The organism is Curtobacterium poinsettiae, from assembly GCF_025677645.1.
GTDB classification, from domain to species: domain Bacteria; phylum Actinomycetota; class Actinomycetes; order Actinomycetales; family Microbacteriaceae; genus Curtobacterium; species Curtobacterium poinsettiae_A.
Map to the genome: position 1 here is coordinate 2,022,773 of NZ_CP106879.1, position 24,701 is coordinate 2,047,473.

The window sequence follows — 24,701 nt, forward strand, 5'->3', positions numbered from 1 at the left end:
GCCACTAGGGTTGTCTCACCTCAACCCGGGCTGAAAGGGACGTCGTGTTCACGAAGATCCTCGTTGCGAACCGTGGCGAGATCGCCATCCGCGCGTTCCGTGCCGCCTACGAGTTGGGGGCCCGTACGGTGGCCGTCTACCCGTACGAAGACCGGAACTCCCTGCACCGCCTCAAGGCCGACGAGGCCTACCTGATCGGGGAGCGGGGTCACCCGGTCCGGGCGTACCTGGACGTCTCCGAGATCATCCGCGTCGCCCGCGAGTCGGGGGCCGACGCGATCTACCCGGGGTACGGGTTCCTGTCCGAGAACCCGGAACTCGCCGCGGCAGCGGCCGCGAACGGCATCACGTTCATCGGTCCGGGCGAGCACGTACTCGAGATGGCCGGCAACAAGGTCACCGCCAAGGAACACGCGATCGCGGCCGGCGTCCCGGTCCTCGCGAGCACCCCGGCGAGCCGCGACATCGACGAACTGATCGCCGGCGCCGACGCGATCGGGTTCCCGGTCTTCGCCAAGGCCGTCGCCGGTGGCGGCGGCCGTGGCATGCGCCGGGTGGAGACGAAGCCCGAGCTGCGCGACGCACTCGAAGCAGCGATGCGCGAGGCCGACAGTGCGTTCGGCGATCCCACGATGTTCCTCGAGCAGGCCGTCATCCGTCCGCGCCACATCGAGGTGCAGATCCTCGCGGACGCAACCGGCACCGACGTGGGCACGATCCACCTGTTCGAGCGGGACTGCTCGGTGCAGCGGCGCAACCAGAAGGTCGTCGAGATCGCGCCGGCACCGAACCTCGACCCCGCGATCGCGCAGGCACTGCACCGTGACGCCGTGGCCTTCGCCCGGTCGATCGGGTACGTGAACGCCGGCACCGTCGAGTTCCTGCTCGACACCGAGGGTGAGCGCCAGGGCCAGCACGTCTTCATCGAGATGAACCCGCGCATCCAGGTCGAGCACACGGTCACCGAGGAGGTCACCGACGTCGACCTGGTGCAGTCGCAGATGCGCATCGCGGCGGGGGAGACCCTCGCCGACCTGGGCCTGGCACAGGACACCGTCGCCGTGCACGGCGCGGCGCTGCAGACCCGCATCACGACCGAGGACCCGACGCAGGGCTTCCGTCCGGACACCGGCCGGATCAGCACCTACCGCAGCCCCGGCGGCGCCGGCGTCCGGCTCGACGGCGGCACGGTCGCCACCGGCGCGCAGATCAGCCCGCACTTCGACTCGATGCTCGCGAAGATGACGTGCCGCGGCCGGGACTTCCCAGCGGCGGTGTCCCGGGCCAAGCGCGCCCTCGCCGAGTTCCGCATCCGCGGCGTCAGCACGAACATCCCGTTCCTGCAGGCCGTGCTCGAGGACCCGGACTTCGCCCGCGGTGACGTCTCGACGAAGTTCATCGAGGAACGTCCGCAGCTCTTCGGCGGCCACGTCTCGAAGGACCGTGGCACGAAGGTGCTCACCTGGCTCGCCGACGTCACGGTGAACAAGCCGAACGGTGAGCGGTCGCCGCTGGTCACCGACCCGGCCGACAAGCTCCCTTCCACCGACCTGACGGCCCCGGTCCCCGCGGGGCAGCGCGACCGCCTGCTGGCGATGGGTCCGGCCGAGTGGTCGAAGGCCCTGCGTGCCCAGACGGCCCTCGCGGTGACCGAGACGACGATGCGGGACGCCCACCAGTCGCTCCTCGCCACCCGGGTCCGCACGAAGGACCTCGTCGCCGTCGCACCGCACGTCGCGCGGCTCACCCCGCAGCTGCTCAGCGTCGAGGCCTGGGGCGGTGCCACGTACGACGTGGCACTCCGGTTCCTCGGGGAAGACCCCTGGGAGCGCCTGGCCTCGCTGCGCGAAGCGATGCCGAACATCCCGATCCAGATGCTGCTGCGCGGCCGCAACACCGTCGGGTACACGCCCTACCCGACCGAGGTCACCGACGCCTTCGTCGACGAGGCGGCTCGGTCCGGCGTCGACGTCTTCCGCGTGTTCGACGCGCTGAACGACGTCAGCCAGCTGCGTCCAGCCCTGGAGGCCGTGCTCGCGACCGGCACGGCCGTCGCCGAGGCGGCGCTCTGCTACACCGCCGACCTCCTCGACCCCGCCGAGGACCTCTACACGCTCGACTACTACCTCCGGCTGGCGGAGCAGATGGTCGAGGCCGGCGCGCACGTCATCGGCATCAAGGACATGGCGGGGCTCCTCCGTGCCGGTGCGGCCGAGAAGCTCGTCACCGCCCTGCGCGAGCGCTTCGACCAGCCCGTGCACGTGCACACCCACGACACCGCCGGCGGCCAGCTCGCGACCCTGCTCGCCGCCTCGCGCGCCGGGGCCGACGCCGTGGACGTCGCCGCAGCACCCATGGCCGGCACGACCAGCCAGCCGAGCATGTCCGCCCTGGTCGCCGCCCTGGCCCACACCGAGCGCGACACCGGTCTGTCCCTCGACGCCGTCGGTGACCTCGAGCCCTACTGGGAGTCGGTCCGTCGCGTGTACGCGCCGTTCGAGTCCGGGCTCGCCGGGCCGACCGGGCGTGTCTACAAGCACGAGATCCCCGGCGGTCAGCTGTCGAACCTCCGGCAGCAGGCGATCGCCCTGGGGCTCGGCGACCGGTTCGAGCAGGTCGAGGACTGGTACGCCGAGGCGAACCGGATCCTCGGGCGCCCGACGAAGGTCACGCCGTCGTCGAAGGTCGTCGGCGACCTCGCGCTGCAGCTCGCAGCGGTCGGTGCCGACCCGGTCGACTTCGAGCAGAACCCCGACAAGTACGACATCCCGGACTCCGTCGTCGGGTTCATGGCCGGCGAGCTGGGCGACCTGCCCGGTGGCTGGCCCGAGCCGTTCCGCTCGAAGGTCCTGGCCGGTCGCGACGTCCGACTCGAGATCACCCCGGTGCCCGCCGACGAGCGCGCGCACCTCGAGACCCCCGGGCCCGGGCGTCAGCAGGCCCTCAACCGCCTGCTCTTCCCGCAGCCCACGCAGCAGTTCCAGCGCGTGCGGGAGCAGTACGGCGACCTGTCCGTCGTCCCGACCGTCGACTACCTGTACGGGCTGCGCCCCGGACAGGAGCACAGCGTCCCGCTCGGCAAGGGCGTCGACGTGTTCGTCGGGCTCGAGGCGATCGGCGAGGTGGACGCCAAGGGCATCCGCACGGTCATGGCGACGATGAACGGGCAGCTCCGCCCGGTCGCCGTCCGCGACCGTTCGGTCGAGGTCGAGACGAAGGCGGCCGAGAAGGCCGACGCGTCCGACCCGAAGCACGTGGCCGCGCCGTTCTCCGGCGTGGTGACGCTCAAGGTCGCTGTCGGTGACGTCGTCGAGGCCGGTACGCCGGTGGCGAGCATCGAGGCGATGAAGATGGAAGCGGCCATCACGGCGCCCGTGTCGGGCACCGTCGGCCGACTCGCGATCCCGGTGACCCAGCAGGTGGACGCCGGCGACCTCCTGGTGGTGCTGCAGTAAATTGACCGTTCGTCCCATCCGCCTGTTCGGCGACCCCGTCCTCCGTTCGTCGGCCGACCCGATCCGCCCCGAACTGCTCGGGAGCGCCGGGGTCCGTGACCTCGTGCAGGACCTCATCGACACCGTCAAGGAGCCGGGGCGTGCCGGGGTGGCCGCGCCCCAGATCGGCGTCGGGCTCCGTGCGTTCTCGTACAACGTGGACGGTGCGGTCGGCTACGTCCTCAACCCCGAGCTCGTCGAGGTCTCCGGGGAGCCCGAGCTCATGGAAGAAGGGTGCCTCTCCGTCCCGGGGCTCGGGTACCCGACGCGTCGCTTCCCGTACGCGAAGGTGCGGGGTGTCGACGTCGACGGCGCGGAGGTCGTCCTCGAGGGCACGGGCCTGATGGCCGAGGCGCTCCAGCACGAGTGCGACCACCTCGACGGCACCGTCTACGTGATGACGCTCGACCCCGAGGTCCGCCGTCAGGCACTGCGCGACATCCGCGCGCAGGACTGGTTCCACTGAGCGGTCCCACAGTCCCGCGTTCGCGAGCTGTGAACAGTGGTGTGACACCCCCACGGGGGATTGTCGCTTTGTCCTGACGAGGGGGTACCGTGCTGCTGTCGGCCTCCCACCGACGACCATCCCATCCCCCCAGGACTCCCGCATGACCAGTCAGAACGACGAGCTCAGCTCGCACCGCACCCGCACCAACCGTCGACCGGCCGAGACCACCGTCACGACCGGTTCGACCGCCGTCCTCGACGCCCCCGCGACGGAGCAGTCGCCGGAGGCCTGAGCCCCGCAGGCGCCCCCGGCGCCCACTGCACGGCCTGGAGGCCCGGATCACGTCCGACGCACGTGATCCGGGCCTCTCCCCATCGGTACGGCCGACCCGCCGCTGGCGCGGCGCGTCGGAAACGGCGACGTTGGCCCAGGCCGTTGCGTCCACACCCGCGCGCACCCGGCGGGATCGGGCGTACCTGGTCAAAAGGAACGACCCGGTACGCCCGGATCGACCCGGTACGCCCGAATCGACCCGGTACGCCCGGCGAGTGCTACGAGCGACTGCGGCGCCGACCCTCGATCACCGGAGTCGCCGTCGTCTGCACCTTCGACCCGGAGTAGATGTGGTCGATGTCGGCGGCGAAGTCCTGCAGGATCACCGACCGCTTGATCGTGAGCTTCGGCGTGAGGTGCCCGGAGGCCTCGGTCAGGTCCGTGTCGAGGATCGTGAACGACCGGACCGATTCGGCGCGGGAGACCCGGCCGTTGGCGGCGTCGATGGCCTCCTGGACGGCGGAGAGCACGCGCTCGTCGTACGCGGCCTCGTGCCCGCTCAGCGTCGGGGTGATGCCGCGGGACTCGCACCAGCCGGGGAGCATCTCGCGGTCGAGCGTCACGAGTGCTGCGACGAACGGCTTGCCCTCGCCGACCACCACGACCTGGCCGATGAGCGGGTGCTCGCGGATGCCGTCCTCGAGCGGTGCCGGCGCGACGTTCTTGCCGCTCGCGGTGACGATGAGCTCCTTGGCGCGGCCGGTGACGGTGAGGACCCCGTCGGCGTCGAGCCGGCCGAGGTCGCCGGTGCGGAACCAGCCGTCGGCGAAGGCGTGCTCGGTCGCCTCGTCGTTCCGCCAGTACCGGTCGAAGACGTCGACGCCGCGGATCAGGATCTCGCCGTCGTCGGCGATCCGGACCTCGATGCCGGGCAGCGCGCGGCCGACCGTCCCGATGCGGAGTTCCCGGGCGCGGTTGACCGTGGCGGGAGCGGTGGTCTCGGTCAGGCCGTACCCCTCGAGGATGAGCACCCCGATGGAACGGAAGAAGTGCGAGAGCCGGGGGGAGAGCGGTGCCGAACCGCTGACGGCGTACTCGACCCGTCCGCCGAGGGCGTCGCGGAGCTTGGCGTACACGAGCCGGTCGAACAGCTTGAACTTGAGCCCGAGCAGGAACGGCACCCTGCCGGCTGCGAGGGCCTCGGAGTGGGCGACCGCGGTGTCGGCCGCCGCCCGGAAGATCCTGCCCTTGCCACCGAGGTCGGCCTTCTGCTCGGCGGAGTTGTAGATCTTCTCGAACACCCGCGGGACAGCGAGCAGGAACGTCGGCTTGAAGGTCGACACCGCTCGCATCAGGTCCTTGGTGTCCGGCTCGTGGCCCACGAGGACGCCGGCGGACACCGACATCGCGGCGATGAACCGGGCGAAGACGTGGGCGAGCGGGATGAACAGCAGGGTCGAGGCGCCGTCGGCGACGACCTCGGGCATCGCCTCGCTCGCGCCCTCCACCGTGGCGGTGAAGTTGTCGTGCCGCAGGACGCAGCCCTTCGGTCGGCCGGTGCTGCCCGAGGTGTAGATGATCGTGGCGTCGTCGTGCCCGTGCACGTTCGCCGTCCGGGCGTCGAGTTCGTCGTCGGTGACGTCCTCGCCGAGCCGGGTCAGGTCGTCGAGGCCGCCACCGTCGATCGTCCAGTGCTGGCCCAGGGACGGCAGGTCGGGCGCGATGGAGGCGACGCGGCGCGCGTGCTCCTCCTGCTCGACGACGATCGCGACCGACTCGGAGTCGGACAGGATCCAGCGCACCTGGTCGGGGGAGCTCGTCTCGTAGACGGGCACGGACACCAGGCCGGCTGTCCACACGGCGAAGTCGACCAGGGTCCACTCGAGCCGCGTGCGGGACAGGATCGCGACGTGCGCGCCCGGTTCGAGCCCGGCTGCGACGAAGCCCTTCGCGATGCCGCGCACCCGGGCGAGCGTCTCCGCCGCGGTGAAGGTGGTCCAGGCGTCGCCGTGGCGCTGGGCCAGGATCGGACGGTCGGGCGTCAGGCGGACGCGGTCGCCCAGGAGCCGCGCTGCCGAGCCGTGGTCGGGGGCGACGGGACCTGCGCTGGGGGGTGTGGCGTGCCTCCCGGCCGACGGCGTGGTCCCGGTGGCGGCACTGCCAGCGCTGGACGTGTCGGTGGAGGCGCTGCTGCGTGCAGGACGCTGATCGTTCACGGTGACTCCCTTGTCTGCCGGTTCGACTCGAGTGCGCCTCAACACCGAGGCGACACCGCCAGCATAGGACGCGTCACCGGGCGTTCCGTGACTTCGCGGCGAACCGGTAGGCTCGTTGCTCGTGCACGCCATCGGAATCGACATCGGGGGCACCAAGATCGCGGGTGCGGTCGTGACGGAACTGGGCGAGATCGTCGCCGAGGACCGCGTGGCCACCAACGCTGCGGACCCGAACGCCATGCTCGACGACGTCGTCTCGATGGTCGAGCGACTCAGCTCGCTCCACCAGGTCGGCGCCGTGGGGGTCGCCGCCCCCGGGTTCATCGACGCCTCGCAGTCGATCGTCTACTACACGCCGAACATCCGCTGGCGGAACGAACCGCTCCGGCAGAAGCTGCAGCAGCGCCTCGGCGACCTGCACATCACGGTCGACAACGACGCGAACGCCGCCGGCTGGGCCGAGTTCCGGTTCGGCGCCGGTCGGCTCGTGTCCGACATGACCATGCTCACCATCGGCACGGGCGTCGGCGGGGCCATCGTGACCGAGGACCGCCTGTTCCGCGGGGGCTTCGGCACCGGCGGCGAGATCGGCCACCTGCGCATCGTCCCGAACGGGCTGCCCTGCGGCTGTGGCGCCCGAGGCTGCATCGAGCAGTACGGCTCGGGCCGTGCCCTGCAGCGCATGGCGAACGACGTCGCTGACGCCGGCGGCATCGGTTCGGCCCTGGCCGACGCCCGCGCGGACAACGGCGGCCAGCTCGACGGCAAGATCGTCGGCGACCTGATCCTGGCCGACGACCCGGGTGCCCTCGCGGCCCTCCGCCGGCTCGGTCGGCACCTCGGCGAGGCGTGCGCGTCGCTGTCCGCGGTGCTCGACCCGCAGCTCTTCGTGTTCGGCGGCGGCGTCGCCAGCGCGGGGGACCGGCTGCTCGACCCGATCAAGCAGGCGTACCTCAACAACCTGCCGGCCCGCGGGTACCACCCGGAGCCGGACTTCGTGATCGCCGAGCTCGTCAACGACGCCGGCGTCGTCGGTGCCGCCGACCTCGCCCGCATCCACGCCCGCACGGCGTAGGGTCGGGCCTCCCCACCACCCGGGCCACCCCCTTCTCACCACCTGGAGTCGTCGATGACCTACTGGCTGCTGAAGAACTTCGTGCTCGGCCCGCTCATCCTCACCCTGTTCCGGCCGTGGGTGGTCGGGCGTGAGCACGTCCCGACCTCGGGCCCGGTCATCTTCGCGTCGAACCACATCTCGTTCATCGACTCGGTGATCCTGCCCGCGGTGCTCGACCGTCGACTGTCGTTCCTGGCGAAGAGCGACTACTTCACCGGCCGCGGGCTGAAGGGCTGGGCGACGAAGACGTTCTTCAACGCCATCGGCCAGCTGCCGATCGACCGCTCCGGCGGCAAGGCCTCCGAGGCATCGCTCCGGACCGGCCTGCAGGTCCTGGCGCGCGGTGAGCAGCTCGGGATCTACCCCGAGGGCACCCGCAGCCCCGACGGCAAGCTCTACCGCGGCCGCACGGGCATCGCCCGGATGATCCTCGAGGGGCGCGTGCTCGTCGTCCCCGTTGCCATGGTCGGCACGCGCGAGGTACAGCAGATCGGGCAGCGCTTCCCGAAGATCAAGCGCGTCGGGGTCGTGTTCGGCAAGCCGCTCGACTTCTCGCGGTTCCAGGGGTTCGAGACCGACCGCTTCATCCTGCGCAGCGTCACGGACGAGGTCATGCACGAGCTCGCAGGCCTGAGCCGTCAGGAGTACGTGGACGTCTACGCCACCAGCGTGAAGGAGCGGGCGAGCTCCGCGCGCGAGGCCGTCATGCGGGAACGGAAGTCGACGCCTGCACGTTAGGCTCTGATGGTCCCGGCACCCCGCCGGGACGCCCATCGACGACGCGTGGCCCGGTGCCGCTCAGCGTCGTCGGGCCGCCCGCACAGAACACCGAGGTAACGCCCTTGCCCGAGTCGACCGACTTCGTCGCCCTGCAGGATCCGGACGTCATCGAGGGGCTCGACTATTGGCGGACGCTCCCGATCAAGCAGCAGCCGACCTGGCCGGACGCCGCCGCTGCCGAGGCCGCCTCGGCCGAGATCGCCACGCTCCCGCCGCTCGTGTTCGCGGGCGAGGTCGACAAGCTCCGCGAGCGGCTCGCCGCGGCCGCGCAGGGCAAGGCCTTCCTGCTGCAGGGCGGTGACTGCGCGGAGACCTTCGCCGGTGCCACCGCCGACTCCATCCGCGACCGGGTCAAGACGATCCTGCAGATGGCCGTCGTGCTGACCTACGGCGCCTCGATGCCCGTCATCAAGATGGGGCGCATGGCCGGGCAGTTCGCCAAGCCCCGCTCGAGCGACTTCGAGACACGTGGCGACGTCACGCTGCCCGCCTACCGCGGCGACATCGTGAACGGCTACGACTTCACGCCGGAGAGCCGGACGGCCGACCCGCGCCGCCTGGTGCAGGGGTACCACACCGCCGCTTCGACACTGAACCTGGTCCGTGCCTTCACGCAGGGGGGCTTCGCCGACCTGCGCCAGGTGCACTCGTGGAACAAGGGCTTCGCATCGAACCCCGCGAACGCCCGCTACGAGCACCTCGCCAAGGAGATCGACCGCGCGATCCGCTTCATGGACGCCTGCGGTGCCGACTTCGAGGCGCTCAAGCACGTCGAGTTCTACGCCTCGCACGAGGGGCTGCTGATGGACTACGAGCGCCCGATGACCCGCATCGACTCGCGTTCCGGCCTGGCGTACGACACGTCCGGTCACTTCATCTGGATCGGTGAGCGCACGCGGGACATCGACGGCGCCCACGTGGACTTCCTCTCGCGGGTGCGCAACCCGATCGGAGTGAAGCTCGGCCCGACGACGAGCGTCGACGACATGAAGGCGCTCGTCGACAAGCTCGACCCGAACCGTGAGCCGGGTCGCCTGACCTTCATCACGCGGATGGGCGCGGGCAAGATCCGCGACGAGCTGCCCAAGCTGCTCGAGGCGATCAAGGGCATGGACGCCAGCCCGCTGTGGGTCACCGACCCGATGCACGGCAACGGCCTGACCACGCCGACGGGCTACAAGACCCGCCGCTTCGACGACGTCGTGGACGAGGTCCTCGGCTTCTTCGAAGCCCACCGCCAGGTCGGCACGTACCCGGGCGGCATGCACGTCGAGCTCACCGGTGACGACGTCACCGAGTGCCTCGGCGGCTCGGAGCACATCGACGAGGCCACCCTCGCCACCCGCTACGAGTCGCTGTGCGACCCGCGCCTCAACCACATGCAGTCCCTCGAGCTCGCCTTCCTGGTGGCCGAGGAACTCGGCGCGCACCAGCCCGACCGCGCGTAACGCAGGAACCGTCTCGTCGAAGCGACAGAACCCCGCGGCATTTCGCGGGGTTCTGTCGCTCTCGTGTGTCGGACGGGAGGCCCGTGGCGACGTCGCCACGGGCCTCCCGTCCGTCCTGGGGTCGCGGCCGAGGCCGGGGTGCGGAGCGTCGTCATCTCCTGCTCGCGAAAGCGACAGTGTGCCGCCGAACGGTGGGAGCACACTGTCGCTTCCGCGACTGTATCGGCGCGACCCATGCGACGCCTTGCCGGCGCTACTGGTCGTAGGACAGGGTGATCGTGTCGCCGCGGTGGACGGTGGCGCCGGCGCCCGGGTCGGTGCCGGTGACCGGCAGCTTCGACTTCCAGTCGTAGAAGCCGCAGAGGATGTTCGTGCAGTCGGGCACGGAGACCTCGAGACCGAGGTCTTCCAGGGTCTTCGTCGCCTCGTTGATCGTGGGCCGTTCCGCTCCGAGGTCCGGCACGGTGATCGGCGTCGGCCCCTTCGACACGACGACGTCCACCGCCGACCCGCGCACGGCGGGGGAGTCCTGCACGGCGGCGGAGACGATCTGGCCCGCGGGCACGGTGTCGCTGTACTCCTCGGTGCGTGCACCGAGGATCAGTCCGACCTCGTCGAGTGCGGCGGAGGCCTCGTCGACCGTCTTGCCGACCACGTCGGGCACCGGGCCGAGCGACACGGTCAGGGTGACCGGCCCGGTCTCGCCGTAGGCCTGCACCGTCGTGAGGTCGAGCGCCTTGCCGCCGGGCGCCCGACCTGTCGCCGCGACCACGGTGTCCTTCGGGGCGTCGGCGGAGAACTCGTACCGGTCGTCCTGCAGCTCGAAGTCGTCGTCGAGCGCCGCCGTCACGGTGGAGAGCGGCTGACCGACGATCGCCGGCAGCGGGATCATCCGGGGGCCGTTCGACACGACGATCTGCACCGCCGTGCCCTTCTGCACCACGCGCTCCGCGGCCGGCTTCGTCGTGGAGACCTGCCCCTTCGCGACGACGGCGTCGAACCGTGTCCCGGTCTTCGACGCCGCCTGCAGGCCCTGTGCTTCGAGCAGCTGCCGGGCCTGCGAGACCGACTTGCCCGTGACTTCCGGGATGCGCACGTTGCCACCCGGCCCGGGGCCGAAGTACCAGCCGAAGCCGGCTCCGATCAACGCGAGCACGACGACCACGGACAGCAGGATCCAGCCGCGCTTCCGACGCTTCGCCGACTGGTCGGCGAGCCGCTGTCCGGCGGGGGAGAGCACGCCGGGCTGTGCCCCGGTACGACGGGGGCCCGGAGCGTTGCCGCGGGCACGGGCGGGCGCTCGACCGCGGTCGCCGGTGTCCCGGTCGCCGGACCGGTCGATGATGGCGGTCTCGTCCGCTCCTGCTGCTCCTGCGGCCCCGACCGAGGCCGCGGCGGCTGCGGCGCCGAGCGTGCCGGCGCCACCGGAGGGCAGGATCGCGGTCCCGTTCTCGGGGCGGAGCACGGCCGTGCGGTACTGGCCGGTCGCACGCTGCTGGTTCCCCGACACGTGGTCGAGCATCTCGCGGGCGTCGCGAGGGCGGTCCTCGGGGTCGCGTGCGGTCGACCAGGCGACCAGCTCGTCGAGCTCCGGCGGCACCCCGGACACCGCGGCACTCGGCGCCGGCACGGAGTCGTTGGCGTGCTGGTAGGCGATCTGCATCGGCTGCTCGCCCTTGTAGGGCTGCTCGCCGGTGAGCATCTCGTAGAGCATGATGCCGAGCGCGTAGATGTCGCTGCGCGAGTCGGCGGCACCGCGCGTCACGAGCTCGGGGGACAGGTAGGCGATCGTCCCGAGCAGGGCCGCGCCGGTCGCCGTGTTCGCGGTCGTGGCCCGGGCCAGGCCGAAGTCGCCGAGCTTGATGCGGCCGTCGTCGGCGAGCAGGACGTTCTCGGGCTTCAGGTCGCGGTGCACGATCCCGGCGCGATGGGCCGAGGCAAGGCCGGCCAGCACGGCGCGCAGGATGTCCGTCGCCTGCTCGGGCGTCAGGGCGTGGTGCTCCTGCAGCAAGTCCCGCAGCGTGATGCCGGGGATGTACTCCATGACGATGTAGGCGATCTCGCCCTCGGCGCCCTGGTCGTAGACGCCCACCAGGTTCGGGTGCGACAGTCGTGCGGCCGAACGGGCCTCCTGGATGAAGCGCTCACGGAACGCCTGGTCGTCGGCCAGGTGCCCGTGCATGATCTTGATCGCGACGCGTCGCTCGAGGCGCACGTCGGTCGCGAGGTAGACGGTCGCCATGCCCCCGCGCGCGATGCGGGAGCGGACGCGGTACCGCTGATCGATCATGCGACCGATCATCGGGTCCGTGGCGGCGTTGGTGGTCATCGGCGGCATTCTACGAATCGAGACCGCACTCGGACGCACCGGCGCACCGGCCGTGACCCAATCTCGATCTTCCGGATGAGGCTCAGAGGGTCGCCAGCCAGCCCTCGGCTGCGCTCGCCCAGGTGGCGTAGGCCTTCGGGTAGGCGGAGAGCTGCACGGCCTGGGCCGCGTCGGTGATGCTCATCGACGACCAGCCGGGCACGTCGAGCAGCCCGCGGGTCGTGCCGGCGTTCGGGTTGTTCCGCCCGCCGAAGAACAGCGCGGTGGCGTGCGCCGGGTCCTGCAGTGCCGCCGCGCTGCCCCAGCCCTGGCTCGGACGCTGCTGGAACAGACCGACCGAGTCGCGGTCGCCGTGCGCCAGGTTCCGGAGGCTCGACTCCTGCATCGCTGCGGCGAGGGCCACGACGATGCCGCGGTCCGGGACGCCGAGCGATCGACCGACGGAGACGATGGTCGCGGCGTTCTGGCGCTGCTCGGCGCTCAGGCCGACGGCGCCGCTCACCGCAGCGCTGGCAGCGACCGCGGGGGCGGCGGTCGCGTTCGACGACGGGATGACGAGCGTCTTGCCGGCGTAGATCGTGCTCGTGTACGACAGGCCGTTCGCCGACAGGAGCGACTTGACCGAGACGTGGTGCGCGGCGGCGATCGAGGCCACGGTGTCGCCGGCGCTGATCTTCACGCTCGACTTGGTCGACGGGGCCGAGGCGGTCGACACCGACGGCGTCGACGACGAGCCGTGCGGCACCCGCAGCGTCTGGCCGGGGTAGATGACGCTGCGCTGCGACAGCTTGTTCGCGCTGAGGAGCGCCGTGGTCGACACGCCGACGCGGGACGCGATGCCGGAGACGGTGTCGCCGTGCTTCACGTGGTAGCTCGAGGTGTCGGCCCCGGAGCCGCCGGTCGACCCGGAGGTCCGCACCGCGGCCGTGGTGACGGCGGGCGTCGATGCCAGGTGGAGCGTCTGCCCGGGGTGGATGATCGTGTTCCAGCCGAGGCCGTTGCGCACGAGGATCTCCTGCGCGGACAGGCCGAAGCGGGCGGCGATGCCCGAGACCGTGTCGCCGTGGTGGACGGTGTAGCTCGTGGGCACAGCGGCGGTGGGGGCCTTCGTGGTGGCGGCGACCGTGCGCGCGACGGTCTGCGACGGACGGGCGACGGCGGTGCCGAACACCGGGCGGTCGGTCACGGCGCGGTCCTGGTCGACGTGGCGCTTGTGGTTCGCGTCGGCGTCGTCGTGCCGCGGCTCTGCGTGTGCGACCGGGCCGGTCAGACCGGCGGTCACGGCGATCGTGCCCGCGAGCACGATGGGCATGGTGGCGAACCGGGCGGATCGTGCGCGCCGGGCGACTTCGTCTGCAGCGTGGTCCACGGGTTTCTCCTGATCTCGACTGAGCCGTGCGCACGCGTGCGCGCACTCACAGGTGCCACAACGCTGGCATGGCCTGATTCCCGAGTCAACCAGAGAGTCAGATGGGGTGGATGTGACGAATGTGACGAACGAGGCGGATTCACTCCGGCGGTCACTCTGGCACCATGGGCGTGTGAGTGCCGCACCCGCCGACGACCTGTCCCTCTCCGAACGCTGGCTGACCGTCCCCGAGCTGGTGGACATGTTCAGTACGAGCCCCGGACGGATCCACCGACTCTTCGAGCAGAAGACCCTGCTGGCAGCCCGCGTCGGCGGTGTGCTGCGCGTGCCGGTCGAGTTCCTCGAGGACGGCGAGCCCATGCCCGAACTCCGCGGCACGCTGATCGTGCTCGGCGACAACGGCTTCACCGACGACGAAGCGGTGCGCTGGATGCTCACCGTCGACGACGCGATGGGCACCACGCCGATCGCGGCGCTGCGCGCGGGCCGCAAGGCCGAGGTGCGTCGCATCGCTCAGTCGCTGCTCTAGACGCGTTCCGGACGGACAGGAGGCCCGGTGCCAGCTGGCGCCGGGCCTCCCTTTCGTCGTATGGCCGTGTCTAGGACGACCGGCGGCTGACCGTGTCGGCCAGCGACGCAAGCTGCTCGCGCGCCGACGGCGTCAACGGCGAGGCGTCGAGCGCCGCCTTGGCGCGCTGGACGTGCCGCTCGATCGACCGCTCCACGGCGGCCACGGCACCGGACTCGGTGAGGGTCGCGCGGAGCATCTGCACCTGCTCCTCGTCGAGGTCGGGGTCCCCGAGGAGCTCGTCCAGGAGCTGCCGCGGACCGCTCGCCAGCGTCTTGCGCGCCGAGGCGATGAGGACGGTGCGCTTGCCCTCGCGCAGGTCGTCGCCGGCCGGCTTGCCGGTGACCTCGGGGTCGCCGAAGACCCCGAGCATGTCGTCGCGGAGCTGGTACGCCACGCCGAGGGGGAGTCCGAAGGCGCGGAGGCCCTCGAGCTGGGAGTCGCTCGCGCCGGCGACCAGGGCGCCGATGACCAGCGGGGCCTCGATCGAGTACTTCGCCGACTTGAAGACGATGACGCGCTGGGCGCGGAGCAGGTGCTCGGACTCGTCGATGACGGGCCAGGCGGTCTCCTCGTGCACGTCGAGGTACTGCCCCGCCGTGACGTCGAGGCGCATCGCGTGGAACTCCTGGCGGACGATGCGGGCCCGCACCGGGTCGAGGAGCGCGAGGCCCTCGTCGAACACTGAGTCGCTCAGCGAGAGCAGCAGGTCGCCGAGGAGCAGCGCGGAGTTCGTGCCGTACTGCCCGCGGTCGCCGACGAAGCCGGACTCCTCGTGCAGGGACTCGAAGCGGCGGTGCGCTGCCGGACCCCCACGACGGGTGTCCGAGCGGTCCATGATGTCGTCGTGCACCAGGGCTGCGGCGTGGAAGACCTCGAGCGCTGCGGCGACCGTGACGACCGCCTCGGCGGTGGTCTGCCGCGAGCCCTCGGCGAGGGGGTCGAACGAGCCGGAGCGCCCCGCGACCGACTGCCATCCCCAGTAGCAGAACAGGGCCCGGAAGCGCTTGCCGCCGGACAACAGGTCTCGGGCGTACCGGTCGAACGGCGCGAGGTCGGGGCTGATCGCGAGGAGCCGTTCACGCTGCTCGTCGAGTGCCCGGTCGATACGCGCCGATACGAGGTCCACTAATCGCGTACTCTCAGCCACGATCCCTACCCTAGTGGAGTGGTCGGGGCATAGAATCGGCCCACTCAACCCGTGTTTTCCAACCCCGCGTCGATCCCAGGAACAGAGGGAACCAAGATGCCGCTCTCGGAACAGGAGCAGCGCCTTCTCGAAGAGATGGAGCGCAGCCTCTACCAGAACGATTCCGATTTCGTGGCTCGTGTCACACGTCGACAGGGTCGTCCGACGTACACAGCCATCACGCTCGGGGTGCTCGGCGCACTCGCCGGGGTCGCCATCGTCATCGTCGGCCTCGTCATCAAGGCGCCGCTGCTGGGCATCCTCGGCTTCGTCGTGATGCTCGCCGGTGTCCTGTTCGCGCTGCGCCCGGGCATGCGTGCCCCGAAGGCGAAGCCCGCTCGGCCGGACAAGCCCGCGTCCGGTGGGTCGGCGCGCCCGTCCACCGGTGGTGGCGGGTCCTTCATGGACCGGATGAACGAGCGCTGGGACAAGCGCAACGACCAGAGTCAGTAGCTGCCGGGGGTCAGCAGGACTCCCTCCACACTCCTCCACGGGGTCGGCCTTCGGGTCGGCCCCGTTTCGTGTTCACGGGGCCGGCGGGGTCCTTGCTGCGGTGTCCGGCCGGGGTCGTGTCCGCGCGAGTGGTCACGACATGCCGCGTGCTGGCCGCCGGGGGTGCAGGAACCGTCGGCTGGGGTCCGCGCGAGCGACAGTTCGTGACCACTCGGCGTCGCGGCGGCAGCACGTCGTGACCATGCGCTGACCGGCGGCCGGGCGGGGTGGAGCCGACCGCACGCCCGCGGGAGCACCGCGGTGGTGGTGGGGCGGGCCTCCCGGCCGGGGGTGGACCGCCGCCGGTGTCCGCGCGAGTGGTCACGACATGCCGTGCGCTGGCCGCCGGGGGCGCAGGAACCGTCGGCTGGGGTCCGCGCGAGCGACAGTTCGTGACCACTCGGCGTCTTGCGCCCGCGGCGCGCCCCAGAGTGCTCCACCGGCTGCGAAAGTCCTCCACTTTCCTCCACGCCTGCTCCGGTGCCCGTGAACCGCATGGATCCGGGCATCTGCGGCCGTCCCCGCGGGTTGCGTGCCGCTCTCCGTGCCCCCAGTAGGGGTGTCTCGGGCGGAAAAGGGAGCGGATTCCTGGGCGTGGGGAGGGGAGTGGAGTAAAGTGGGGCTCGCAACGGTCCGGTGGAGCGGAGGGGAGGCCCGACGTGCTGCTCGGTACTCATGCCCCGAAGCTCGACGAGAAGGGTCGCGTGATCCTCCCCGCCAAGTTCCGGGACGAACTGTCCGGCGGGCTCGTGATGACCCGCGGCCAGGAACGCTGCGTCGTGGTCTTCAGTGCCCGGACGTTCGAGGAACTCCACGAACGCATCCGGACCGCCCCGATGACGTCGAAGCGCACCAGGGACTACATGCGTCTGTTCCTCTCGGGAGCCAGCGCCGAACAGCCCGACAAGCAGAACCGCGTGACGATCCCGCAGAACCTCCGCGAGTACGCGGGGCTCGAACGGGACCTCACGGTCATCGGCAGCGGTGACCGTGCCGAGATCTGGTCCACCCCCGCGTGGGAGGCCTACTACGCCGAAGCCGAAGAGGCATTCGCCGACAACGACGAGGAGGTGATCCCGGGGATCTTCTGATCCGCGGATCGGGACTCCCAGCCGTGAAGCCCTGACGCCACTTCCCCGGTGTCAGGTCGCATGGATGGGGATCCGGACCCACGGCCCAGGAGACGAGGGGCTGCACATGGCCGAGAACGACAACGAGACGCCACGCTTCCCGCACACCCCGGTGATGCTCCAGCGCATCGTCGACCTCTTCACGCCGACGCTCGAGGGCCCGGGCAAGGTCGTCGTCGACGCCACGCTCGGCATGGGCGGCCACTCCGAAGGCCTGCTCGAGCGGTTCCCGGAGCTCACGCTCATCGGGCTCGACCGCGACACCGACGCACTCGGCATCGCGGGGGAGCGCCTGGCCCGCTTCGGCGACCGCGTCCGGCTCGTGCACACCGTGTACGACGGCATCGTCGACGCGATCGAGGGCGAGGGCTTCACGAAGGTCGACGGCGTGCTCTTCGACCTCGGGGTGAGCTCGCTGCAGCTGGACCGTGCCGACCGCGGGTTCGCGTACAGCCAGGACGCCCCGCTCGACATGCGGATGGACCGGACCGAGGGGCAGACCGCCGCCGACGTCCTGGCCACCTACGACGAGGGCGAACTCCGCCGCATCTTCCAGCGCTACGGCGAGGAGAAGCTCGCCGGCCGCTACGCCCGAGCGATCGTCGAGCGGCGGGCGACGAAGCCGTTCGAGATGTCCGGCGACCTGGTCCAGGTGCTGCACGACGCGACCCCGGTCGCCATCCAGCGCCAGGGGCACCCGGCCAAGCGTGTCTTCCAGGCGCTCCGCATCGAGGTCAACGCCGAACTCAGCGTGCTCGAGCGGGCGATCCCGGCGGCGCTCGACGCCATCGCGGTCGGCGGCCGGATCGTCGTCGAGTCGTACCAGTCCCTCGAGGACCGCATCGTCAAGCGGGCACTGGTGGAGCGCACGAAGTCGAGCGCCCCCGCCGGCCTGCCGGTGGAGCTGCCCGAGCACGCCCCCACCTTCTCTCTGATCGTCAAGGGCGCCGAGCTGGCCGACGAGGCCGAACGCGCCGCCAACCCCCGAGCAACCCCCGTGCGCCTGCGCGCGGCCGAGCGGATCCGGAACTGACATGAGCACGAACCTCGCACTCGTCGACCCTGCGGTCGTCCCGTCGCGGGCCCCGCGCCCCGACCGTCAGCACCGTCCCGAGCTGGTCGAGGTCACCCCGACCGCGGCCCAGCGCCGGGCACGCCCCCGCATCGGGTACGCCGTGGTGGCCGTCGCCGCGCTCGGGATCCTGCTGCTCGCGCAGCTCGGCATCAGCATGGTGCTCAGCCAGGGCGCGTACACGCTCAACTCGCTGACGGCCGAGCAGACGAACCTGTCCCGCACGCAGCAGTCGCTGTCCGAGCAGCTCCGGGTCCTCGACTCGCCGCAGAACCTGGCCCGCAACGCGCAGTCGCTCGGCATGATCGCGAACTCGACGCCCGTGTACCTCGACCCGAAGACCGGTCGGGTCTACGGCACGCCGACGCCGGCCAAGCCCGACGAGGCCACGGCGTCCACCGAGAACCAGGTGCCGAACTCGCTGCTGAACGACGTCCCGCTGGCCACGAAGCCGGGCGACACGTCGACGAGCAAGGAGACGGGCACGTCGAGCACGTCGAGCACGTCGAGCACGACGAGCACGTCGAGCACGTCGAGCAGCACGTCGGGCACCACGAACGCCACGGGATCCACCGACAGCACCGCCACGTCTGAGAAGACGAGCGGTGCCAGCGCGTCGGACCAGGGGACGGCGAAGTCGTCCGTAGAGTCCGACGCGAACCCGCTCCAGGCGCCCTCCACCCGGTGACCGGCGGGTCCGCCGCACCCTCAGCACCGCCCGGGAAGGACCGCACCGCGTGACGAAGACGATCCGCAACCGACGCCTGCGCTACAGCATCGTGATGCTCGCCGTGATCGCCCTCGTCGGGGTGTTCGTGGTGCGGCTCGTCGACATCCAGGTCGTCCAGGCGTCCGAGCTGAACAAGGCGTCGGCGCAGAAGCGCAGCATCCCCGTGACGATCTACGGCACCCGCGGGTCGATCGTGGACCGCAACGGCACCGAACTCGCCGACAGCGTCACCCGGTACAACATCACGACCTCGCCACGCCTGGTGAAGGGCTTCGAGGGCAAGCTCGGCGGCACCCGCATCAAGGACGTCAGCGTCGGCACCGCCCTCAGCGCGCTGGCGAAGGCCTCCGGCGGTGACGTCGCGACGATGCGGAAGAACATCGCCGCGAACCCGAAGTCCGACTTCGCGTACCTGGTCAAGGGCCTCGACGTGCAGCACTACGAGGCCGTGCGTGCACTCGGCATCCCCTGGCTGTACCCGGAGCCGCAGGCAGCGCGGGTGTACCCGACGGGTGCGACCACGGGCAACCTCACCGGCTTCATGGGCACCGACGGCGCCCAGGCCGGTCTGGAGTACTCCTACAACCAGTGCCTGGCGGGCACGAACGGCTCCGAGACGTACGAGCGCGGCGAGGACGGTGTGCAGCTCCCGGGCAGCACCGTGACCACGAAGAAGGCCAAGGACGGCGGCACGCTCGAGACCACCATCGACAGCGACCTGCAGTACATGGCGCAGCAGACCATCGCGTCCGCCGCCAAGACCCTGCAGGCGGAGTCGGCGACGGCGACGGTGACGAGCGTCAAGACGGGCGAGCTGCTCGCGGTCGCCGACTACCCGACCGTGGACCCGAACGACGTCGACGCCACGACCGACAAGGGCGCCTTCGGGTCCCGCGCGCTGACGGCGTCGTACGAGCCGGGCTCCACGATCAAGGCCGCCATCGCCGCCGCGCTGATCGACCAGGGCAAGTCGAACCCCACCGACCAGGCCGTCGTGCCGTACTCGCGCACGTTCCCCTGGGGCGGCACGATCCACGACTCGGAGTTCCACGCCACCGAGAACCTCACGCTGACCGGCATCCTGCAGAACTCGTCGAACGTCGGCATCACCGAGCTCGGCGCACGACTGACGGCACAGCAGCGCTTCGACTACATGAAGAAGTTCGGACTGTTCGAGCCGGAGACCGCGATCGACTACCCGGGCCAGCCGTCGATGGACTACGGCACGAGCCCGGACTGGGACCAGCAGACGAACATCAACTCGATGTTCGGCCAGGGCATCTCGACGACCGCGGTCCAGGTCGCGAGCGTGTTCCAGACGATCGCGAACGACGGTGTCCGGATCCCGCTGCACTTCGTCAAGGGCTGCACCACGGCCGACGGCAAGACGATCGACGCGCCCGACGTGCAGAAGCAGCGGGTCGTCTCCGCAGCAGCCGCCACGCAGGTCACCGACATGCTGCAGAGCGTCGTCACGGGTGGCACGCTGGTGGGCATGAAGCCGATCTCCGGCTACAACATTGCCGCGAAGACGGGGACCGCCGAGGTGGCCGAGGGGTCGCAGGGCTACGGCGGTCAGCGCATCACGTCGGTGGCCGGAATGGCACCCGCCGAAGACCCCCAGTATGTTGTCACGGTGACGTTCACGAAGCCGCAGACCAACAAGTGGTCCAGCGGAGCGGCTCCGGCGTTCCGCACACTCATGTCCCAGGTGCTCGAGAAGTACCGAGTAGCCCCCTCCGCGTCCGAGGCGAAGCTCTACCCGTCCACGTGGTGAGGAAGAAGGAACACTTGTCCGCACGGATCCCCCCGGTCCTCCGACCCGAACACCCGACCCCGAGGGCCGTCTCCGAACTCGCCAACGCGTTCGGTCTGCGAGTCGTCGGCTCGGTCGACAGCATCGAGACCACCGGGGTCACCCTGAGCGCCACCGAGGTGCAGCCGGGTGACCTGTTCGTCGGCGTGCACGGTGCGAACCGGCACGGCGCACAGTTCGCGACGGAAGCCGCCGAGCGCGGCGCCGTCGCCGTCCTGACCGACCAGGACGGCGTCGCACTGGTCGAGCCGTCCGGGCTGCCGGTGCTCGTCGTCGACGACCCCCGGGCCGCCCTCGGCGACGTCGCGGCGTGGGTCTACCGCACGCACCCCGACGAGGCCACCGACCTGCCGCAGCTGTTCGCCGTCACCGGCACGAACGGCAAGACGAGCACGTCCTACATCCTCGAGGGCATCCTCAAGCAGCTCGGCCTGGTCACCGGCTTGAGCTCGACCGCCGAGCGCCACATCGGTTCGCTCAGCGTGACGAGCCGCCTGACCACGCCCGAGGCCAGCGAGATGCATGCGCTCCTCGCCCGCATGCGCGAGAGCGAGGTCCGCGCGGTCGCCGTCGAGGTGAGTGCCCAGGCCCTCAGCCGGCACCGCGTCGACGGCATCGTCTTCGACGTCGCGGCCTTCACGAACCTGTCGCACGACCACCTCGACGACTACGCCGACATGGAGGAGTACTACCAGGCGAAACTCCCGCTGTTCCAGCCCGAGCACGCCCGTCGCGGCGTCGTCTCGCTGGACACCGACTGGGGTCACCGCGTGGTGCAGGACTCCCGCATCCCGGTCACCACGATCACCGTGCACCCCGACGTCGAGGCCGAGTGGCACGTCGACATCGTCGAGGCGCACGCCGCCTACACCGAGTTCCGTCTGACCGGCCCCGAGGGCCGCGAACTGACCACCCGTGTGCCGCTCATCGGCTGGCACATGGCGGCGAACGCGGCACTCGCGATCGTCATGCTCGTCGAGGGCGGGTTCGAGCTGGGTGCCATCGCGCACGCGCTGGAGAGCAACCACCGCCGCTACCCCGACGAGGACGACGCGAGCGAGCGCGACGGCGGGACGCACCGCGTCTCCGCCATCGAGTGCTACCTGCCCGGCCGCACCGAGCGCGTCTCCGGCGAGCACGGCCCGAGCGTCTACGTCGACTTCGGCCACAGCGCCGACGCCTTCGAGAACACCCTCGCCGCGGTCCGGCAGTTCACCTCCGGCAAGGTCCTCATGCTGTTCGGCGCCGACGGCGACCGCGACACCACGAAGCGCGGTGACATGGCCCGCGTGGCGGCGGCCGGCAGCGACATCCTCGTCGTCACCGACCACCACCCGCGCTTCGAGGACGCCGCGTCGATCCGGAAGACCCTGGTCGACGCCGCACGTGCGGCGTACCCCGACCACGAGATCCACGAGGTCAGCCCGCCCGAGGCGGCGATCCGCACGGCTGTGAGCCTGGTCGGCGAGGGGGACTCGATCCTCTGGGCCGGCCCGGGGCACCAGGACTACCGCGACATCCAGGGCGTCCGCACGCCGTACTCCGCCCGCGACGAGGCCCGCGCGGCCCTGCGCGAGGCCGGCTGGGAGCCCAACTCCGGTCCGGCGGAGGACGTCCGATGATCGCCATGACCCTCGCCGAGATCGCCACCGCGGTCGGCGGCGAGCTGATCGGCGGCGCGCAGGCGACCGACGTCGCCGAGCCCGGCGACCTGGTCGTCGAGGGCTCGGTCGAGACCGACTCGCGCCTGGTCCGCCCCGGCAGCGTCTTCTTCGCCCTGCCCGGCGAGGTCACCGACGGCCGTCGCTTCGTGCCCGCAGCGGTCGACGCCGGTGCCGCCCTGGTCGTCACGCCCGACCGCGTGGACACCAGCGCGCCACAGATCGTCGTCGCCGACGGGTACGAGGCCCTCGCTGCGCTCGCCCACGAGGTCGTCACGCGCGTCCGGATGAGCACCGCGGACCGCGTCGACGCCGACGGTCGCCCGGCGCCCCTGCTGGTCGTCGGCATCACCGGCTCGAACGGCAAGACGAGCACGAAGAACATGCTCCGCACGATCCTCGAACAGCACGGCGCGACCGTCGCGCCCGAGGGGTCGTTCAACAACCACGTCGGCGCACCGATCTCGATGCTCCGCATCACGGACGACACCCGGTACCTGGTGGTCGAGATGGGTGCGAGCGGCGTCGGCCACATCGCCAAGCTCGTGTCGATCGCCGAGCCCGACGTCGGCGTCGTCCTCAAGGTGGGCCTCGCGCACGCCGGCGAGTTCGGCGGCATCGAGGCGACGCAGCGTGCGAAGTCCGAGATGGTGACCGACCTGCCCGAGACCGCCACGGCCCTGCTCAACGTCGACGACGACCGCGTGGCGTCGATGCGTGACCTGACGGCCGCGCGGGTGGTGGGCTTCGGCACGTCGGCCGAAGCCGACTATCGCGTCTCCGGCATCGAGACGGACCGCAGCGGCACCCGCTTCACCCTCACCGCGCCTCCCCGCCGCCCCGAAGGCGACCGCCCGACGGACGCGACCCTGACTGGAGGCCCGGATCACGTCGACGTGCGCCTCGCGATCCTGGGTGAGCACCACGCGATGAACGCGTCCGCCGCGCTCACCGTCGCCCACCTGTGGGGCGTCCCGCTCGCCGACGGCGCCGCGGCGCTCGCGTCGATGACGCGGGCCGAGCGCTGGCGCATGGAGCTGCTCCAGGGCGGCCCCGAGGGCGTCACCGTCATCAACGACGCCTACAACGCGTCGCCCGACTCCACCGCGGCGGCGCTGCGGACCCTGGCGCAGATCGTGCGCCCGGGGGAGCGGACCGTCGCCGTGCTCGGTGAGATGGCCGAGCTCGGTGAGTACTCCGTCGAGGAGCACGATCGCATCGGTCGGCTCGTCGTCCGCCTCGGCATCGGACAGCTCGTGGTCATCGGCCGCGGCGCGATGCCCATCCACCAGGCCGCCACCCTCGAGGGATCGTGGGACGGCGAGTCCGTGTACATCGAGGACGTCGACGACGCCGTCCGTGCCATGCAGGAGATGCTCCGCCCCGGCGACGTCGTCCTCGTCAAGTCCTCGAAGTCTGCCGAACTGCGATTCCTCGGCGACCGCCTCGGAGGTGTCACCGAATGATCGCGCTCCTCGTCGCCGGCGCCACGTCGCTGGTGTTCACGTTGCTGCTCACCCCGTTCTTCATCAAGCTCTTCCACCGTCTCGGGTGGGGGCAGTTCATCCGTGACGACGGTCCACAGTCCCACCACACCAAGCGCGGCACAGCCACCATGGGCGGCATCGTCCTGATCATCGGTGCGGTGATCGGGTACTTCGTCGGTCACCTGGTCGGGCGTGACTCGATCACGCTGTCCGGTCTGCTCGTGCTGTTCCTGATGGTCGGGCTCGGGTTCGTCGGCTTCATCGACGACTTCCTCAAGGTGCGGCGTCAGCGGAGCCTCGGGCTCGGCGGCTGGGCGAAGATCCTCGGCCAGGTCATCGTCGGCGTCATCTTCGCCACGATCGCCCTGGTCGTGCCGACGTCGAACGGCAAGCCCCCGGCGTCCACGATGATCTCGGCGATCCGCGACGTGCCGTGGCTCGACTTCATGGCGCTCGGCACGGTCATCGGCACCGTGTTGTTCCTCGCCTGGATCGTGCTGCTGACGGTGTCCACGTCGAACGGCGTGAACGTGGCGGACGGGCTCGACGGCCTGGCGACGGGATCGAGCATCCTGGCGATCGGCTCGTACGTCATCATCGGCTTCTGGCAGTCGAACCAGATGTGCGGCGGCGCCCGCCTCGACTCGAACACCGAGCACGCCTGCTACACGGTGTCCAACCCGCTCGACCTCGCCGTGGTGGCGGCCGCGGTCTGCGGTGGGCTGATCGGGTTCCTCTGGTACAACACGTCGCCCGCGCAGATCTTCCTCGGGGACACCGGCTCGCTCGGGCTCGGCGGCGCCCTGGCCGGTCTCGCGATCCTCAGCCGGACCGAGCTGCTGCTCATCCTCATCGGTGGCCTGTTCTTCATCGTCACCGGCTCCGTCATCCTCCAGCGGGCCTACTTCAAGATCACCCACGGCAAGCGCATCTTCCTGATGAGTCCGCTGCACCACCACTTCGAACTGAAGGGGTGGGCCGAGGTGACCGTCGTCGTCCGCTTCTGGATCATCGCCGGACTCTTCGTCGCGGCGGGGGTCGGACTCTTCTACCTCGAATGGATCGCACGCGTTGGTTGACCC

Annotated in this window: 19 protein-coding genes; 15 read left to right on the forward strand and 4 right to left on the reverse strand. The window is 70.8% G+C overall.

Going from position 1 to position 24,701, the window contains the following annotated elements; all coding sequences use genetic code 11:
* Positions 1–44: 44 nt before the first annotated feature.
* The 3 genes from OE229_RS09730 (at position 45) to OE229_RS09740 (ending at position 4,234) form a co-directional block, all read left to right on the forward strand.
* Positions 45–3,455 (forward strand): pyruvate carboxylase, encoded by a 3,411-nt coding sequence (locus OE229_RS09730; protein WP_262137708.1) that lies wholly within the window; start codon positions 45–47, stop codon positions 3,453–3,455.
* A gap of 1 nt (position 3,456) precedes the next feature.
* The gene (locus tag OE229_RS09735) at positions 3,457–3,960 is read left to right on the forward strand and encodes a peptide deformylase (protein ID WP_262137710.1); all 504 of its coding nucleotides are present in this window, start codon (positions 3,457–3,459) and stop codon (positions 3,958–3,960) included.
* Positions 3,961–4,102: 142 nt separating this feature from the next.
* Entirely contained in the window at positions 4,103–4,234 is a 132-nt protein-coding gene (locus tag OE229_RS09740; RefSeq protein ID WP_259362772.1) for a hypothetical protein, read from the forward strand.
* Positions 4,235–4,493: 259 nt separating this feature from the next.
* Here OE229_RS09740 and OE229_RS09745 read toward each other — a convergent pair whose 3' ends face one another.
* The gene (locus tag OE229_RS09745) at positions 4,494–6,431 is read right to left on the reverse strand and encodes an AMP-dependent synthetase/ligase (protein ID WP_262137712.1); all 1,938 of its coding nucleotides are present in this window, start codon (positions 6,429–6,431) and stop codon (positions 4,494–4,496) included.
* A 121-nt stretch (positions 6,432–6,552) separates the two neighbouring features.
* Here OE229_RS09745 and OE229_RS09750 point away from each other — a divergent pair, with 121 nt between their 5' ends.
* The 3 genes from OE229_RS09750 (at position 6,553) to OE229_RS09760 (ending at position 9,776) form a co-directional block, all read left to right on the forward strand.
* Complete coding sequence (locus OE229_RS09750) at positions 6,553–7,506, forward strand: ROK family glucokinase (protein WP_017886608.1); 954 nt, start codon at positions 6,553–6,555, stop codon at positions 7,504–7,506.
* A 54-nt stretch (positions 7,507–7,560) separates the two neighbouring features.
* Positions 7,561–8,286 (forward strand): lysophospholipid acyltransferase family protein, encoded by a 726-nt coding sequence (locus tag OE229_RS09755; RefSeq protein WP_071405408.1) that lies wholly within the window; start codon positions 7,561–7,563, stop codon positions 8,284–8,286.
* A gap of 104 nt (positions 8,287–8,390) precedes the next feature.
* Positions 8,391–9,776, forward strand: coding sequence for a class II 3-deoxy-7-phosphoheptulonate synthase (locus OE229_RS09760; RefSeq protein ID WP_262137715.1), 1,386 nt, complete (start codon positions 8,391–8,393; stop codon positions 9,774–9,776).
* Positions 9,777–10,029: 253 nt separating this feature from the next.
* Here the strand turns inward: OE229_RS09760 and pknB are convergent, their stop codons facing one another.
* Together pknB and OE229_RS09770 are read right to left on the reverse strand one after the other, a co-directional pair.
* A complete protein-coding gene (gene pknB, locus OE229_RS09765; protein ID WP_209134731.1) occupies positions 10,030–12,105 on the reverse strand; it encodes a Stk1 family PASTA domain-containing Ser/Thr kinase in 2,076 nt (691 codons plus the stop codon).
* Positions 12,106–12,187: 82 nt separating this feature from the next.
* Positions 12,188–13,474, reverse strand: a complete 1,287-nt coding sequence (locus tag OE229_RS09770) for a LysM peptidoglycan-binding domain-containing protein (RefSeq protein ID WP_262137718.1) — start codon at positions 13,472–13,474, stop codon at positions 12,188–12,190.
* A gap of 172 nt (positions 13,475–13,646) precedes the next feature.
* On the opposite strand from OE229_RS09770, the gene OE229_RS09775 reads away from it, so the two are divergent.
* The gene (locus OE229_RS09775) at positions 13,647–14,003 is read left to right on the forward strand and encodes an Rv2175c family DNA-binding protein (protein WP_182065489.1); all 357 of its coding nucleotides are present in this window, start codon (positions 13,647–13,649) and stop codon (positions 14,001–14,003) included.
* 70 nt (positions 14,004–14,073) lie between these two features.
* On the opposite strand, the gene OE229_RS09780 is transcribed toward OE229_RS09775, so the two are convergent.
* A complete protein-coding gene (locus OE229_RS09780) occupies positions 14,074–15,192 on the reverse strand; it encodes a polyprenyl synthetase family protein (protein WP_410007308.1) in 1,119 nt (372 codons plus the stop codon).
* A 96-nt stretch (positions 15,193–15,288) separates the two neighbouring features.
* Between OE229_RS09780 and OE229_RS09785 the strand changes: the two genes are divergently transcribed.
* The 8 genes from OE229_RS09785 (at position 15,289) to mraY (ending at position 24,698) form a co-directional block, all read left to right on the forward strand.
* On the forward strand, positions 15,289–15,684 hold the full coding sequence (locus OE229_RS09785; RefSeq protein WP_262137722.1) for a DUF3040 domain-containing protein: 396 nt from the start codon (positions 15,289–15,291) through the stop codon (positions 15,682–15,684).
* Positions 15,685–16,382: 698 nt separating this feature from the next.
* On the forward strand, positions 16,383–16,814 hold the full coding sequence (mraZ, locus tag OE229_RS09790) for a division/cell wall cluster transcriptional repressor MraZ (RefSeq protein ID WP_017886616.1): 432 nt from the start codon (positions 16,383–16,385) through the stop codon (positions 16,812–16,814).
* 106 nt (positions 16,815–16,920) lie between these two features.
* On the forward strand, positions 16,921–17,886 hold the full coding sequence (gene rsmH / locus OE229_RS09795; protein ID WP_182065485.1) for a 16S rRNA (cytosine(1402)-N(4))-methyltransferase RsmH: 966 nt from the start codon (positions 16,921–16,923) through the stop codon (positions 17,884–17,886).
* A gap of 1 nt (position 17,887) precedes the next feature.
* A complete protein-coding gene (locus OE229_RS09800; protein ID WP_262137725.1) occupies positions 17,888–18,613 on the forward strand; it encodes a hypothetical protein in 726 nt (241 codons plus the stop codon).
* 49 nt (positions 18,614–18,662) lie between these two features.
* On the forward strand, positions 18,663–20,432 hold the full coding sequence (locus OE229_RS09805) for a peptidoglycan D,D-transpeptidase FtsI family protein (protein WP_259577524.1): 1,770 nt from the start codon (positions 18,663–18,665) through the stop codon (positions 20,430–20,432).
* 14 nt (positions 20,433–20,446) lie between these two features.
* Positions 20,447–22,093 (forward strand): Mur ligase family protein, encoded by a 1,647-nt coding sequence (locus OE229_RS09810; protein ID WP_182065479.1) that lies wholly within the window; start codon positions 20,447–20,449, stop codon positions 22,091–22,093.
* Complete coding sequence (locus tag OE229_RS09815) at positions 22,090–23,598, forward strand: UDP-N-acetylmuramoyl-tripeptide--D-alanyl-D-alanine ligase (protein ID WP_262137730.1); 1,509 nt, start codon at positions 22,090–22,092, stop codon at positions 23,596–23,598. The genes OE229_RS09810 and OE229_RS09815 overlap by 4 nt, the downstream gene beginning before the upstream one ends.
* Positions 23,595–24,698: a phospho-N-acetylmuramoyl-pentapeptide-transferase gene (mraY, locus tag OE229_RS09820; RefSeq protein ID WP_262137735.1), complete on the forward strand. Its 1,104-nt coding sequence runs from the start codon at positions 23,595–23,597 to the stop codon at positions 24,696–24,698. Before OE229_RS09815 ends, mraY begins: the two co-directional genes overlap by 4 nt.
* The last annotated feature ends 3 nt before the right edge of the window (positions 24,699–24,701 follow it).